The sequence below is a fragment of the Mycobacterium gallinarum genome (assembly GCF_010726765.1).
Classification (GTDB): Bacteria; Actinomycetota; Actinomycetes; order Mycobacteriales; family Mycobacteriaceae; genus Mycobacterium; species Mycobacterium gallinarum.
Genome location: NZ_AP022601.1, coordinates 5128455 through 5142718, shown reverse-complemented (window position 1 = coordinate 5142718; position 14264 = coordinate 5128455). Strand labels below are relative to the sequence as shown.

Here is a 14264-nt window from a genome sequence, read left to right as displayed (position 1 = left end):
GGCACTGCGTCGCGGTCTACTTCGCGCCCTGCGCAGCAACTGCGGCCGCGCCCGCCGCCGCGGCCTCGGGGTCCAGGTAGGTGCCGCCGACGACCGTGGGCTTGAGGTCGGAATCCAGGTCGTAGCGAAGAGGAATGCCGGTCGGAATGTTCAGTCCGACCACGTCTTCGTCCGACATTCCGTCCAGATACTTCACCAACGCGCGCAGCGAGTTGCCATGGGCGGCGATCAGCACGGTCTTGCCGGCCCGAAGATCGGGCACGATCGTGCCCTCGAAATACGGCACGAATCGCTCGACGACGTCCTTGAGGCACTCGGTCAGCGGGCCGCCGCCGATATCGGCGTACCGCGGATCGCGGTCCTGGCTGAACGTGCTGCCCGCCTCGATCGGCGGTGGCGGGGTGTCGTAGCTGCGCCGCCACTTCATGAACTGCTCGTCGCCGTACTTGTCCTTGGTCTCGGCCTTGTTGAGACCCTGCAGGGCGCCGTAGTGCCGCTCGTTGAGCCGCCAGTCGCGGTGCACCGGAATCCAGTGCCGGTCCGCGGCGTCCAGCGCCAGGTTCGCGGTGGTGATCGCGCGGCGCAGCAGCGAGGTGTACAGCACGTCGGGCTGACGGTCGAGCTCCTTGATCAGCTCGCCAGCGCGCAGCGCCTCGGCCCTGCCCTTGTCGGTGAGGTCGACGTCGACCCAGCCGGTGAACAAGTTCTTCGCATTCCACTCGCTCTCACCGTGCCGCAGCAGAATCAGCGTGGAGTCTCCCATGGCACAGAGCCTAGTCGGGAGAGGTCTCCTCGGCTGTGCCGTTCCCGCCACCCCATCCGTCGTCGATGAGGTGAGCGAAGGCCTGCAAGTTCTTCAGTGACTCGCCGCGCGACACCCGCCACTCCCACTCTTTTTGGATGGACGACCGAAAACCCAACTCCAGCAAGGTGTTGAAGTCCGAGTCGACGGCTTCGAGTACTTGGCCGAGCACCCGGTCGATCTCGTCGGAGGTCACCGAGGCCAGCGCCATCCGCCCGACGAGGTAGATGTCACCGACGTTGTCCAGCGTGTAGGCGACGCCGTACAGACGGCGGTTGCGCTTCAGCAGAAACCGGTAGACGCCCTCGTGGTTTTCGTCGGGTTTACGGCAGACGAACGCCTCCACGCGCACCGAATGCTCTCCGATGGACAGGATGGTGTTGGTTGTCAGCCGACGCTCGCCGGGCAGTTCGACGATGATGCCGGGTAACCCGCCGCGGGCGCCTTCATGGCGGGTGCAGGTGAGGCCGTTCTCCTTGCAGGTCTGCTCGATGACGTCCCGCACGCTGGCAGTCACGCACGCACCCCGCGCCGGATCGTGAAGCGCCGGACACTGCGGCGCGCCGCCACGTCCTTGCGCTGACGGGCGCGGTAGTCGGTCATCGCACGTCCGTAGCTGGTGAGTAGCGCGTCGACGGTGCGGGTCCATGAGAACGTCGCGGCATGCTCGACGGCGGCCGCACGCATCGTCTCCGGCCCCCTGTCCAACACGGCGCCGATGGCGTTCGCCCAGTCGTCCACGTCGTGGCCGTCGACCAGCGTTCCGGTGACGCCGTCGCGCACCGCGACCGGCAGCCCGCCGACGGCGGCCGCCACGACGGGCGTCCCACAGGCCTGCGCCTCGATGGCGACGAGCCCGAACGATTCCGAATAGCTCGGCACGGCGACCAGATCGGCGGCCCGGTACACGTCGACGAGTTGATCGCGCGACTGCGGCGGCAGGAAAGTCACGTGTGCGGTGATACCCAGTTCGTCGGCCAATTGAATCAACGATTCGGGTGCGGCGAGCCCGCTGCCGGACGGTCCGCCGGCCACGAGCACCCGCAGTGCGCCGAACCGGCCGGTCAGCCGGGCCGCGGCGCGCAGCAGGACGTCGGGCGCCTTCAGCGGTTGGATCCGCCCGACGAAGGCCAGCACCTGCTCGTCGGCGCGCAGCCCCAGCGCGGCGCGTGAGGCGGCCCGGTCACCGGGTGTGAAGAGCTCGAGGTCGACGCCGGGGTGGACGATGTCAATGCGTGCCGGATCGGCGTTGTGCAGCGAAACAAGTTGGCGCGCTTCGGTTTCGGTGTTGACGATCATCCGGTCGGCCTCGTCGACCACCTGCTGCTCGCCGACCGCGCGCAGCGGCGGCTCGGGCGCGTCGCCGTCGGCGAGCGCCGCATTCTTGACCGCGGCCAGGGTGTGCGCCGTATGTACGAGCGGCACGGCCCACCGATCCCGTGCCAGCCAGCCCACCTGACCCGACAACCAGTAGTGCGAGTGCACGACGTCGTAGTAGCCGGGCTCGTGGGTGGCCTCGGCGCGCAGGACGCCCGCGGTGAAGGCGCACAGCTGGGTGGGCAGGTCGTACTTGTCCAGACCCTCGAACGGGCCGGCGACGACGTTGCGGACGAGAACTCCGGGCGCGACGTGCACGACGGGCGAATCGGCCGACGACGTCGCCCTGGTGAAGATCTCCACCTCGACGCCGCGGCGGGCCATCTGCAGCGCGCTCTGCAGGACGTAGACGTTCATTCCGCCGGCGTCTCCGGTGCCGGGCTGCGCCAGCGGCGAGGTGTGGACCGAAAGAACGGCTACTCGTCGCGGAGCCGGAAGGCCGGCGACATTCGGCCCCGGAGCCGGAAGGCCGGCGACATTAGGCCCCGGAGCCGGAAGGCCGGTCAGATCCGTGGCTGGGCGCACACACACATGTCTACACCGTGGCCGGACAACGGCCCGCTACGCACTCACCTCGGGGCGCCGGTTGAGGGCCCGCTTCATCGCGCCGATGGGGTCGGCGTAGAGCCCGACGAGGGACACCACACCGGCGCCAGCCTCCTGCACCCGATTACCGAAGGCCGTGACCCGGATCTGACGCGGCGGCATGACCGAGCGTTGCGTGTACGCCGCCTCGACCAATTCCATGCCCTCCGGATACTCGGTGAAGGCCTGGCCACCGACCACGAGGTCGTCGGGGTTGAGCATGTCACGCAGCAGCGCGACAGCCTGGCCCAGCACCCTGGCCCGCTCGGCGAGCAGGCCCTGCGCCTGCTCGTTGCCCTGCCGGGCGGCCCGCAGCACCGCCTGCATCGTCGAGGCCGGACCGTCGCCGCTGATGATGCGGGCCTTGCGGGCGGCGATCAGCACGGCTTCGTCGCTCACGGTGGACTCCAGCTGGCCGGTGCCGCCCAGCAGTTCCGAGTCCGCGGGCAGCGCGGCGATGGTGCCGGGTCCGCTGCTCGGCGAATGCACCCGCCCGCCGATGGACAGCGCGTAGCCGACGGTCTCACGGGCGTAGACGTACAGGCTTGTTCCCGCGCTCTCGGACACCGGTAGCCGTCGGCCCCCGAGCAGAAGTTCGGCGCCGGCCATCGCGTCGACGTGGGAGGCGACCGACACCGGCAGGCCGAGCGCTTCGGCGAGCACCGGCCCGACGGGAGCCTCCGACCAGCCCAGCCGCGGATGATCGAGGTAACCCGTCGCGCTGTCGACGACGCCACCGGCGGCCACGCCGACCCACAGAGCGCGGCGGCGGTGCCAACGGCTCAGGTAGCGGCGGGCGCTGGCGGCCAACGACGCCAAGGCGGCGGCCTGCGGGGCACGCGGCGTCGGCGTCTCGACGACGTCGAGCGTCCGGCCGAACAGATCGGTGGCCACGATGCTGGTGGTGCGCGCACCGATGTGGATACCCAAAGTCAGGTAGGGCTCGTGGTTGACCTCGACGGGCACTCGCGGCCTGCCGATGGCTCCGGAAACGGCCAGGTCGGCGCGCTCCCGAAGGACTCCCGCATCGAGCAGCGCCGTCACCTGACGGTTGACCGTGGCGATGCTGAGTCCGGTGACCTGCGCGATGACGTCACGCGCGATCGGGCCGCGCAGGCGCGCGGCGCTGAACACGGAGCCCGCGGCCGCCTCGGCTACCCGCAGCGAGGGCGCCACGACGTGGTGACGTGCGAGAAGAGCGCGCTTGGCGTGAGCGGGGGCAGCGGGCTTATGGAGAGTGGGAGATGCGGTGCGCACGGGAGTGTCCTTTTGTGAAGTCGGCCGGGGGGTCGGTGCCACACCCGGGGACTGTCGTCAGGACAGCGCAATCAGGAGCGGCGAAGTGCGCAACAACAACAGTGCCGCGTGATGCGGGCAGCCTGACTCCTGGACACACGGTGAATTTAGCACGCCAACTAAAGTTGGGCCCATGACAACACCAGAGACCGACAGGCGGGTCGCGGTGGTCACCGGCGCCAGCGCCGGTATCGGTGCAGCGACCGCGAGAACCCTTGCAGCCCTTGGCTTTCACGTCGTTTGCGCAGCCCGTCGCGCCGAGCCGATCCAGGCCCTGGCCGACGAGATCGGTGGGACCGCAATTGTGACCGACGTCACTGATTCCGATGCCGTCAACGCCCTGGCCGACAGGCTGAACAGGGTCGATGTCCTGGTCAACAACGCCGGCGGCGCGCGCGGACTCGAGCCCGTGGCAGAGGCCGATATCGAGCACTGGCGGTGGATGTGGGAGGCCAATGTTCTGGGCACTCTGCGGGTCACCCGCGCACTGCTGCCGAAGCTGATCGACTCCGGCGACGGGCTGATCGTCACCGTCACCTCGATCGCCGCTGTCGAGATCTACGACAACGGCGGCGGCTACACCTCGGCCAAACACGCCCAGGGAGTACTGCATCGCACGCTGCGCAGCGAGCTGCTCGGAAAGCCGGTGCGGCTCACCGAAGTTGCGCCGGGCATGGTGAAGACCGACTTCTCGCTGCGCCGGTTCGACGGTGACGAGGAGCGCGCCGCCAAGGTGTACGAAGGTGTCACACCGCTGGTGGCCGAGGACATCGCCGAGGTGATCGGGTTTGTCGCCAGCCGTCCGTCCCACGTCGACCTTGATCTGATCGTGGTGCGGCCGCGTGACCAGGTCAGCGGCGCCAGCGGCTCGCGCTTCAACCGCCAGACCTAGATCACAATGTCCGCCTGAGAGCGTCGCCGTGCATATATAGCCTTGCCGGCGCTGTCAGCACGACATTGGGTCAGCCGCCGGGGCGTCCTGCGCCGGCGGGCTCCGGTGCACCCGACGGCGTGGCAGGAGCGGAGCTGGGAATCCCCGCAGGTGAAGCCTGGTCCGACAGCGCGGACATCGAAGTCCACTCGTCCCACGAAACCGCCCAGTCCCAGATGTCGCCGTCGGCGTAGGACAGCTGGATCCGGGTCCCGGTGACCTCGACCGGATCGCCGTAGATCGCACTGTTGAAATACTGCTGGGCGTCGGACTCGGACAGGTTGATGCAGCCGTTGGTGACGTTCGAGTTGCCCTGCGAACCGAGGCTGGCCGGGTTGGCGTGGATGAACTCGCCGTTATTCGAGATCCGAACGGCGAACCGCTCGCGGACGTTGGCGTATCCGGCCGCGGGGTTGGTCATATAGAAGTCTTCGTACTTCTCGGTGACGACGTGCACGCCGCTGCGCGTCACGTTGCGATCCAGGTCGCCCTCGCCGTAGCTGCACGGGAAGTCCATGATGACCGCGCCGCCGGCGTCGAGCACCTGGATGCGGTGCGACGACGCCTCGGCCCTGACCACCTGACGGCGGCCGGTCTCGAACGCCAACGTCGAATCCGCCGCGCCGAACGCGCCGTCACCGAACGGAACCCCGTAGAGCTTCGCGTCGACGTGCACCTTCGTGCCCGCCGGGTAGTAATCCTTGGTGCGCCAGTGCATGCGCGAGCCGCCGACCTCGTCGGGCAGCCATGCCCAGCTGCCCTCGACGGCAGGTTCGGTAGTGACCTTGACCGCCTTCTCGACGGACGCCTTGTCGCTGATCGACGCGTCGAACTGGATGATGATCGGCGCCGCGACGCCGACGACTTGACCGTCGGCGAGCTGGAACCGACCGCTGACCTGAGCGCTGGGGTTGACGGTGGTGAAGTTGCCTGCGACGGGTTGCGCATTGCCGTCACGGCCGACCACCGAGCCACTCCACGTGTACTCGACGCCGTAGCCGAGCGGTTCGGTGATGTTGAAGGCGGTGCGATCGCGGTTGAGCGCACCCGCGACGGCCTTGCCTTCGGGATTCGTCAGTGCGACCCGCTGGAACCAGCCGTCGCGGACCTCGATCCCGATCGGCGCGGTCGGCACCACGTCAGCGGTGGCGTCCGCGGGTTGGTATGTCAGCGACGGGGCGGGCGGCTCGATCGCCTCGCCGGCTGAGGGCAGAGACCCCCTGGAGCAGGCCGCCAGAGCGCCCGGCGCGATGACCCCGACCGCAAATGCGGTCAAGGCGCGCCGTCTGGATATAGCCGGCATCGAGGGCACGGCATCGGCAGGGCTCACGTGGACCCAGGGTACCTAGAGAGCGGCGCCAATCAGAATCGGTTCGGGGGTGAGTTCGATCCCGAATGTCGTTCTGACACCGTCGCGTACCGCCCTGGCCAGCGCAATCACATCAGATGTCGTCGCTTTGCCCCGATTGGTCACAGCCAGCGCATGCTTGGTCGAAAGCCGCGCTACAGCGTCGTTCCCCGGATAGCCCTTGGCGAAGCCCGCACGCTCGACGAGCCATCCCGCGGCCAGCTTCACGCCGTCGGGCGCCGGATAGTTGGGCACGACTCCGTCGACGCTCCCTTCGAGCCGGTCGAAGACTTCTTGGTCGACGACGGGATTGGTGAAGAAGGAGCCCACGCTCCAGGTGTCGTGGTCGGCCGGGTCGAGCACCATGCCCTTACCGGCCCGCAACGCCAGCACCGCGTCACGCACACGGGCGGCGTCGACCCGCGAATTCGGTTCTGCACCAAGGGCATTGGCAAGCTCGCCGTAGCGCATCGGTGCGCTGAGTCCGTCGGGGCGCAATTCGAACTCCACCTCGAGCACGGTCGCTGCCGATGAGCGTTTGAGGATGCTGGTGCGGTAGCCGAACTGCAGGGCCGGCGGTGGCACCCAGGAGTCCGTGCCGGTGCGCCGGTCGAGCAGGCGAACCCGCCGGATGGTGTCGGCAACCTCGGCGCCGTACGCGCCGACGTTCTGAACCGGTGTTGCACCCGCGGACCCGGGGATGCCGGACAGGCATTCCAGCCCGCCCAGTCCGTGCGCCAGCGACGTCACGACGACGTCGTCCCACGCCGCGCCGGCCTCTGCGCGTACGACATTGCCCTTGACGGTGATCTCGGTGTTGGCGAGCAGGACGACGGTCAGGTCGGTGAGGTCGTCGGCCAGTACGACATTCGATCCACCCGCCAGCACGAGGGCATCGCTGTCGGGGCCTAGCGCGCGCGTCACGTCGACGACCTTCTGGGTGGTGTCGCAGGTGATCAGGCGCCGTGCGACGGGCCCGACGCGCAACGTGGTCAGCGGTGCCAGCGGCACCGCTTCGGAGACGGACGCGCCGCCGATGAGCGAGGTGACCACGGGCGGTAACGGTAGCGTGGCCAGCTATGCCACGTTCATTCGACATGGCGACCGAGTACGAGGGCACTGTCGAACAAGTCCACCGCGCATTCCGCGATGAGAGGTACTGGCTGGCCCGCCTGACGGAGTCCGGTGCCGACGTCTATTCGCTGGACTCGATCGATTGCTCCGGTGGCGGCATCGACATCACCACGACGCAAACGCTGCGCGCCGACCGATTGCCGGGCGTCGTCACCCAGTTCCACCGCGGCAACCTCAGTTTCGTCCGCGAAGAAACCTGGACGCCGGTCATTGACGGGCAGACGACCGCCACGATCATTGGATCGATCACCGGGGCGCCCGCCACGCTGCGCGGCACCGCGATCCTGGCCCCGGCGAAATCCGGGTCCGGTTCGCGGCTCGAGTTCCATGCCACCGTCGAGGTGAACATTCCACTCGTCGGCGGAAAGATCGAGAACTTCATCGGCAGCCAGCTGGTCGACCTGTTGGTCCAGGAGCAGCGGTTCACCACGGCGTGGATCTCCGAGAACGCTTAGGTCACCCGCCCTGCGGCGTGGTGCAGGGCGGAGGGACTCGACCGGCTTAAACTTGAATTCATGGCTGCCCCACTTGGACAGCTCACGCGAGGTACCACCGGCTACAACAGACTGCGACGCAGCGATCGCTGGCTGGTGCATTCGCGACGGGTGCGCGCCGCACTGCTGTCCGCCGCCGACCCGTTGGTCATCGACCTCGGCTACGGCGCGCTGCCGGTGACGACCCTCGAACTGGCCGAGCGACTGCGGATGGTGCGCAACGACATTCGGGTCATCGGCCTCGAGATCCACCCCGACCGAGTCGCCTCGGCACGAGCCGCCGGCGGTGACACCGTTGAATTCGCCCTCGGCGGTTTCGAATTGGCCGGGCGGCGCCCCGCCCTGGTGCGCGCATTCAACGTGCTGCGCCAATATCCCGTCGACGCGGTGGCCGAAGCGTGGTCGACCATGCAAGCTCAGTTGGCTCCCGGCGGTCTGATCGTCGACGGCACGTGCGATGAACTCGGCAGGCTCTGCTGTTGGGTGCTGCTCGACGCCGACGGTCCGCTGAGCCTCACGTTGGCCTGCGATCCGTTCGCCATCGAGCGCCCGTCCGACCTCGCCGTGCGACTGCCCAAGGTGCTGATCCACCACAATGTCGACGGTCAGCCGATCCACGCTTTGCTCGCGGCGGCCGATCACGCGTGGGCCAGCGTCGCGGGCCACGGTGTCTTCGGCCCGAGGGTGCGCTGGCGGGCAATGCTGGATCTCCTGAGCAACAGCGGCTTCCAGGTCGATCCACCGCGACGACGGATGCGCGACGGCGTGCTGACGGTGCCGTGGCAGGCCGTGGCGCCTAATCCCCTCGCCTGAACGTCCTACGCTGGTGATCATGCGTGTGGCCCTGGCACAAATCCGCAGCGGCACCGACCCCGCGGCCAACCTCGGCCTTGTCGAGGACTACACCCGACGCGCAGCCGACGCCGGCGCGCGGCTGGTGTTGTTCCCGGAGGCGACGATGTGCCGCTTCGGCACTTCGCTGGCCTCGATCGCCGAACCGCTCGACGGCCCATGGGCGACGGGAGTGCGGCAGATCGCCGAGCGCGCAGGCATCGTCGTCGTCGCCGGCATGTTCGTCCCCGCCGACACCCGAGATGGGCGGGCGCGGGTGACCAACACCCTGATCGCGACGGGACCGGGAGTCGACGCCCACTACGACAAGATCCATCTCTACGACGCGTTCGGGTTCACCGAGTCCGATACCGTGGCGCCGGGCCGCGAGCCCGTGGTGATCACGGTCGACGGTGACTCCGGTCCGGTCACCGTCGGCCTCACGCTGTGTTACGACGTCCGCTTCCCTGAGCTGTACATCGAATTGGCCCGCCGCGGAGCACAACTCGTCACGGTCCATGCATCGTGGGGCACCGGTGCGGGCAAGCTCGACCAGTGGACGCTGCTGGCCCGCGCCCGTGCAATCGACACGACGGGTTTCGTCGCCGCAGTCGATCAGGCCTATCCGGGCGACGAAATCGCAGCGCTGGGACCCACCGGGGTGGGCGGCAGCGTCGTCGCGTCTCCGGTGGGCGAGGTCGTCGCATCGGCGGGTGACGATCCGGCTCTGCTTGTCACCGAGATCGACCTCGATGCGGCCCGGAAGGTCCGCGAAACCATCGCGGTCATGCACAACCGCACAGATCACCTATGGCGTAAGGCAGAATCGCGGGGATGACAGACCCTTGGGACGGCCGCAACCAGCCGCAGGGCCCGCCTCAAAGGCCGCAGGGCCCACCTCAGTACCCGCAGAGCCAGCCGCAGTACCCGCAGGGGCCGCCGCCGGGTTACTCCGCGCCGCCACCCCAGGGACCCGGGCCGCAGACGTCGGCGCCGCAGCAGGAGGAGCCCACTCCCAAGAAGCGGTCGAAGGGCTTCCTTCGCGACCCGCTGTCCATCATTCTGACGCTGGTCATCGTCGTCGCGGTGGTCGCGGCAGCGCTGATCGGCGTCGAGCTGTACGCCCGCAACGAAGGCGAGACCAGGGTCGCCTCCGCCGTCGAATGTCTTGTCGAGGACAAGGCCGAGGTGTCCTTCGCCTTCATGCCGCCCTTCCTGATACAGCACATGTCCAGGCACTATTCGAGCCTGCACATCGAAACCGCGGGCAATCAGATCGGCAGTTTGCAGGGCATGAAGGCCGACGTGACCGTCAAGGACGTCAAACTGAATGAAGACGCCGGCTCCGGTAGCGGCGGCACGATCGGGTCGCTCGTCGCGAAGATCGACTGGACATCGGCCGGCATGTCGCAGTCCATTCAGGACGCCATTCCACTCGTCGGATCATTGATCTCCGGCGTCACCACCAACCCGTCCGACGGCACGGTCGAGTTGGAGGCGGCGCTCGGCAGCATCGTCACCAAGCCGACGGTCAAGAACGGCGCTCTGACGCTGGAGGTGACGGAGCTGACCGGGCTCGGCTTCACGTTGCCGCGGGAGACGATTCAGCCCGCACTCGACTCGCTCACCGCCCAGTTGGAGCAGGAGCTGCCGATGGACATCAAGGCCGACTCGGTGAAGGTGACCGACGCGGGCGTCGAGACCCAGTTCTCCACCCAGAACGCGACGATTCCCAGGAGCGAGCAAGACTCCTGCTTCTCGAGCATCTGACGGTCAGTCCTTCGGCTCTGTCCACCGAAAACTGTTGACGTACTTGCCCATATCCATGGCAAGTTGCAGATTCGCCGCGGATGGGTGGCCCGGTCCGTCGTCCCGGGTGAACTCGCGGTACGGCCCGATCGCGGCCGCAGCCAATGCATAGTCGTTCTTGACCGCGACCATGACGAGGAGGCGCAGCCGGGTGAACGATCCGCGGGCGTCCTGCGGATACTCGTCGTAGACGACGCCGTACCCGGGCTCGTAGCCGACCATGGCGTTGGGAATCTGATAATCGACGGTCGCATTCGGGAAATGTTCGGCGACAAGGCTTTCCGTAATCTGCTTCGCTGTCCTACCCTCGGCGGGCTGTCCGAACAATTCCATGGTGCCGGTGTCGCCCCCGGTGAATTTCAATTCGACGCCATCCGGCTGCAGTGTTGCCACGTACGCCGTTCCCGGCCCGGGGTACTGCACCGAGAACGCGCCGTCCTCGGAGACGTAACGCGGATACGATTCGATCGGTTCGTAGATCGGCGGACGTCCGCAGTCGGGCGGGCATTGGTAGGCGACCACCTGGGGCGTCGACGCAAATGCGGCGGCGATGCCCGCAGCCGCGGCGACCGCCGTGCCGATGGCCAGCGCCGTCATCAGACGGGCGTGGCTCGGGCGACGCACCGGCGCGGTCTCGACATCCTCTGCGGTGCGTCGAACATCGCGCGAGGACCGCGATGCCGCATGCGCGGCGACCCCGCAATTGAGGCAGAACGGCATGTCAGGTTCAACGTAGTGACAGTGAAAGCAGCGCAGAAACCCGCTGTGGGTTGCCGGGTCGTGATCCTTGGTCATGAGGACAAACTGGACGCCGAGCCTGAGCGCGATCACGGCGAACAGCGCGATGAACAGGTAGAGCACCAACTCCACGAATATCGGAATCGTCTCGAGATCCATCAGGCCGAACAGGGCGTACAAGCCGAGGATCAACAGCACGCTGATCGCGATGAGGGTCCGACGGCCGAACCACAGTGCCATCCCGAACAACCCGCCGAGCATCGCCGCCGTCAAAGGAACGGCGATGAGCTGAATTCCGGCCTGCACGACCAAGGTGTCGACCGCTCGGTCGCTGGCGCTGATCCCCGTCTCGAACTGAGGAGACAGCAGCGTCAGGGTCGCCGCGGAGGTGAAACTGATCGACCCGAGCGCCCCGATTACGTAGCCGTCCAACGACTCTCGCGGTCCGCGCTGGATCAGCCGAATCACCACCGTCGGAATCAGCATCAGCAGCGCGTAAAACACCGGGGTCACGATCACGAGTGCCTTGTCGAACAGCGTCTGTGTGGTGTACTCGCTTCCCAGCGTCAATACGTAGTCGTCGGGGACGAACTCGTTGACGGCGTAGGCGCAGCCGACACCCAAGACGATTCCCATCGCGGCGGTCAGCGCCAACAAGCCACGCGGCAGGTCGTCGTCGACGTCGGATTCGCGCAGAAACAGCACGAACAGGATCAGCAGTCCGAGCGCGCCCACCGTGATCAGCGGCGCCTGCCACCGCAGCAATGCGAAGGCGATCACCCCGAGGAGGGGCACCGCCAGCCCCACCCGAAAGACTATGTGCGACCGCTGTGACAGCTGCGGGAAAAGCGACGTGACGAAGAAGGGCAGCAGAGTGTGTTCGTTCGGGGCGACCGCGTACGCGCCAAGGCGCCAACGCCCCTGTCCGCCGGCCTGTTTCGCGCCGCAACTGCCGCAGAAGCCCGCGTCGGGTACTTCGGTTTCGCACGCCCGACAGACCATGGTGGATGAGCCACCTGGGCTGCTCACCGAGGCGCCACCCCCTTCTGGAGTCCGAGGATATTGCGGGCGAGGTTGTCGATGTTCGGGCTACCCAGTCCGGTCACCAGGTCGTAGCCGGGATTCGAGTAGTAGACCGCGTTCCCGCCGCGGCCCACGTTACGGAATCCCGGTAGATAAGACCCGGCGGCCACGCGGTACAGCAGCGGGTTCGCGTTCCCGATCTGATGGCCGCCGCGCTCGACGAGGTACTGGTTCATCAGCGCGGTCATCGCGGCCCAGATCGGCGCCGACTGCGACGTGCCGCCGCCGAGCACCTCGGTCTGCTTGTAGATGAACCTGACCCCGGTGAAGGGATCCCCGACCGCCGCGACGTCGGGCACGAGGCGGCGACGCTGAGGGTCCTGCTCGATGTCCAACTGGCTCTGCCATTGCGGCCGGTCGAACAGCACCGACACACCACCGGTCGAGCCTTGGGACAGCGGTGAATCCACCCATGGGCGCTCGCCCACCCAGTCGCCGCGAGGGCTTGTCGACAACGTCGTGCCGCCGACCGTCGTCATCGCCGGTATCGACGAGACCGCGTCCAGGCCAATGTCATCGGGACCCGGTGGGGCCGACCATGCGTCGCTGGCTTTGCACTCGAGGCCCGCGTTGTCGCCGCTCGCGTCGAACGCGGAGGTGCCACGACGCTGCGCCCTTTCGAGCGCCGCCGCCACCGGCGCCAGATCCGCCGCAGTGACGAGCTTGTCGCAACCCCATCCGATCGACAGGCTCCACACCGCCCCGGGGAACTGGCGGTCGGCCTCTTCGAACATCTTGCCGATCTTCTCGAAGGCGCCGTCGCCCTGGACCGTGGGCCGGGCGTTGACCACGACGAGCCGGGCATCCGGCGCAATCGCATGTGCCACTTGGAGATCCATCGCAGTTTCGCCGTGCTGTTCCTCGGGCTTCCCGCCGACGATCACCGGGGTGAATCGGGGCAGTTCGGAGGTGTCGGCGAAGAGGTCCAAGTCCTCCTGGTCGGCGCTGTCGAACGCGAAGAAGACGATCGTCTGGCCTTTACCGGTGATGCCCTGCTCGGCCAGCGGGTCGGCGTTGTAAGCCTGCAACAGACCGTCGGGGGTCAGCCCACCCCACCGGACATCAAGGGGTAGGAACCCGGGGCTTTTCATGTGGTGCGGGGTGTAGCTGTTGATGCGGCCCACCTCCGCCACCACGCCACGCAGGGGTGACGGTATCGACGGTTGATGAGTGGACGCGTAGAACACCTGGCCCTTGCGGCCGCGGTAGTCATGGATGGGCACGTCGAATGCCCGTGCCACCTCAGCGGCCGGACCCTCGACGATGGCCCAGCCGTCACCGGGGCGGGTACGTACCCTCAGGCCCCGATCACCGGCCCATCGGGTCAATGCCGGTGCCTGCGTCGGGTCCGCGAGCGTGACGGTCAGTTGGGTGTCAGCAGAACGCGACGGGCCGAGGTCGGCCGAACTCGCCAGCAATGCTGCGTAGGGACCCGTGATCGGGTCGGGAGATTGCCGCGCGCAAGCGGCGCTGAAGCTGGTGGCAGTCAGCGCCGCTGCGGCGACGAGTGCCGAGAGCCTGGCCTGAACCCGGAGTCGCCTATCAGCGATGGCGGCCAGGCGTGGCCTCCGGTGCCGGCGGCGCAATAACGCTCGGCGAGAACGGGTTCGGTCCGCCCGGCTCCAGACGGGGAGCCTTCTCGGTCGGCTCGACCGGTGCGGCGGAAGTCGTGGTCGTGGTGGTGGTCGTAGTGGTCTCGGGCGCCTTTTCCTCTTCCTTGGCGCACGATGCGGTGAAGAAGCCCATCGCGGCGATGGCCCCAATTCCCGCAACTGCTGAAACTCGACGAAGCAAACGATTGTCGGTCGTCATCTTTCCATCCTATCGGATTATCAC

14 protein-coding genes are annotated in these 14264 nt (G+C 67.6%); 5 read left to right on the top strand and 9 right to left on the bottom strand.

Going from position 1 to position 14264, the window contains the following annotated elements:
• Window positions 1–16: 16 nt before the first annotated feature.
• Genes G6N42_RS25295 through G6N42_RS25280 form a run of 4 tightly spaced genes read right to left on the bottom strand, consistent with a single transcriptional unit; the run spans window position 17 to window position 4021 of the window.
• Window positions 17–763 (bottom strand): phosphoglyceromutase, encoded by a 747-nt coding sequence (locus G6N42_RS25295; RefSeq protein WP_163734500.1) that lies wholly within the window; start codon window positions 761–763, stop codon window positions 17–19.
• A gap of 10 nt (window positions 764–773) precedes the next feature.
• On the bottom strand, window positions 774–1319 hold the full coding sequence (locus G6N42_RS25290) for a type III secretion system chaperone family protein (protein WP_163734497.1): 546 nt from the start codon (window positions 1317–1319) through the stop codon (window positions 774–776).
• Window positions 1316–2704 (bottom strand): D-inositol-3-phosphate glycosyltransferase, encoded by a 1389-nt coding sequence (gene mshA, locus G6N42_RS25285; protein ID WP_163734494.1) that lies wholly within the window; start codon window positions 2702–2704, stop codon window positions 1316–1318. The genes G6N42_RS25290 and mshA overlap by 4 nt, the downstream gene beginning before the upstream one ends.
• A gap of 36 nt (window positions 2705–2740) precedes the next feature.
• Entirely contained in the window at window positions 2741–4021 is a 1281-nt protein-coding gene (locus G6N42_RS25280) for an ROK family protein (protein ID WP_163734489.1), read from the bottom strand.
• A 172-nt stretch (window positions 4022–4193) separates the two neighbouring features.
• Here G6N42_RS25280 and G6N42_RS25275 point away from each other — a divergent pair, with 172 nt between their 5' ends.
• Window positions 4194–4952: an SDR family oxidoreductase gene (locus G6N42_RS25275; RefSeq protein ID WP_163734485.1), complete on the top strand. Its 759-nt coding sequence runs from the start codon at window positions 4194–4196 to the stop codon at window positions 4950–4952.
• A gap of 70 nt (window positions 4953–5022) precedes the next feature.
• On the opposite strand, the gene G6N42_RS25270 is transcribed toward G6N42_RS25275, so the two are convergent.
• Window positions 5023–6321, bottom strand: coding sequence for a L,D-transpeptidase (locus tag G6N42_RS25270; protein ID WP_163734482.1), 1299 nt, complete (start codon window positions 6319–6321; stop codon window positions 5023–5025).
• A 15-nt stretch (window positions 6322–6336) separates the two neighbouring features.
• Complete coding sequence (locus G6N42_RS25265) at window positions 6337–7392, bottom strand: UDP-N-acetylmuramate dehydrogenase (protein WP_163734479.1); 1056 nt, start codon at window positions 7390–7392, stop codon at window positions 6337–6339.
• A 26-nt stretch (window positions 7393–7418) separates the two neighbouring features.
• Here G6N42_RS25265 and G6N42_RS25260 point away from each other — a divergent pair, with 26 nt between their 5' ends.
• From G6N42_RS25260 to G6N42_RS25245, 4 genes are read left to right on the top strand one after another with little or no spacing between them, the layout of a single operon-like run.
• Window positions 7419–7928, top strand: a complete 510-nt coding sequence (locus G6N42_RS25260) for a DUF2505 domain-containing protein (RefSeq protein WP_163734476.1) — start codon at window positions 7419–7421, stop codon at window positions 7926–7928.
• Window positions 7929–7988: 60 nt separating this feature from the next.
• Complete coding sequence (locus G6N42_RS25255; protein ID WP_163734473.1) at window positions 7989–8780, top strand: class I SAM-dependent methyltransferase; 792 nt, start codon at window positions 7989–7991, stop codon at window positions 8778–8780.
• A 19-nt stretch (window positions 8781–8799) separates the two neighbouring features.
• A complete protein-coding gene (locus tag G6N42_RS25250; RefSeq protein WP_163734470.1) occupies window positions 8800–9636 on the top strand; it encodes a carbon-nitrogen hydrolase family protein in 837 nt (278 codons plus the stop codon).
• On the top strand, window positions 9633–10568 hold the full coding sequence (locus G6N42_RS25245) for an LmeA family phospholipid-binding protein (RefSeq protein ID WP_163734467.1): 936 nt from the start codon (window positions 9633–9635) through the stop codon (window positions 10566–10568). The genes G6N42_RS25250 and G6N42_RS25245 overlap by 4 nt, the downstream gene beginning before the upstream one ends.
• Before the next feature lie 3 nt (window positions 10569–10571).
• Here the strand turns inward: G6N42_RS25245 and G6N42_RS25240 are convergent, their stop codons facing one another.
• From G6N42_RS25240 to G6N42_RS25230, 3 genes are read right to left on the bottom strand one after another with little or no spacing between them, the layout of a single operon-like run.
• The gene (locus G6N42_RS25240) at window positions 10572–12374 is read right to left on the bottom strand and encodes an Rcat domain-containing protein (RefSeq protein ID WP_232076314.1); all 1803 of its coding nucleotides are present in this window, start codon (window positions 12372–12374) and stop codon (window positions 10572–10574) included.
• Window positions 12371–13987 carry a S53 family peptidase gene (locus G6N42_RS25235; RefSeq protein ID WP_434059629.1) on the bottom strand — a complete coding sequence of 539 codons (1617 nt, stop codon included), beginning with the start codon at window positions 13985–13987 and terminating at the stop codon, window positions 12371–12373. The genes G6N42_RS25240 and G6N42_RS25235 overlap by 4 nt, the downstream gene beginning before the upstream one ends.
• Window positions 13971–14240, bottom strand: coding sequence for a hypothetical protein (locus tag G6N42_RS25230; protein ID WP_163734461.1), 270 nt, complete (start codon window positions 14238–14240; stop codon window positions 13971–13973). Before G6N42_RS25230 ends, G6N42_RS25235 begins: the two co-directional genes overlap by 17 nt.
• Between the last annotated feature and the right edge of the window lie 24 nt (window positions 14241–14264).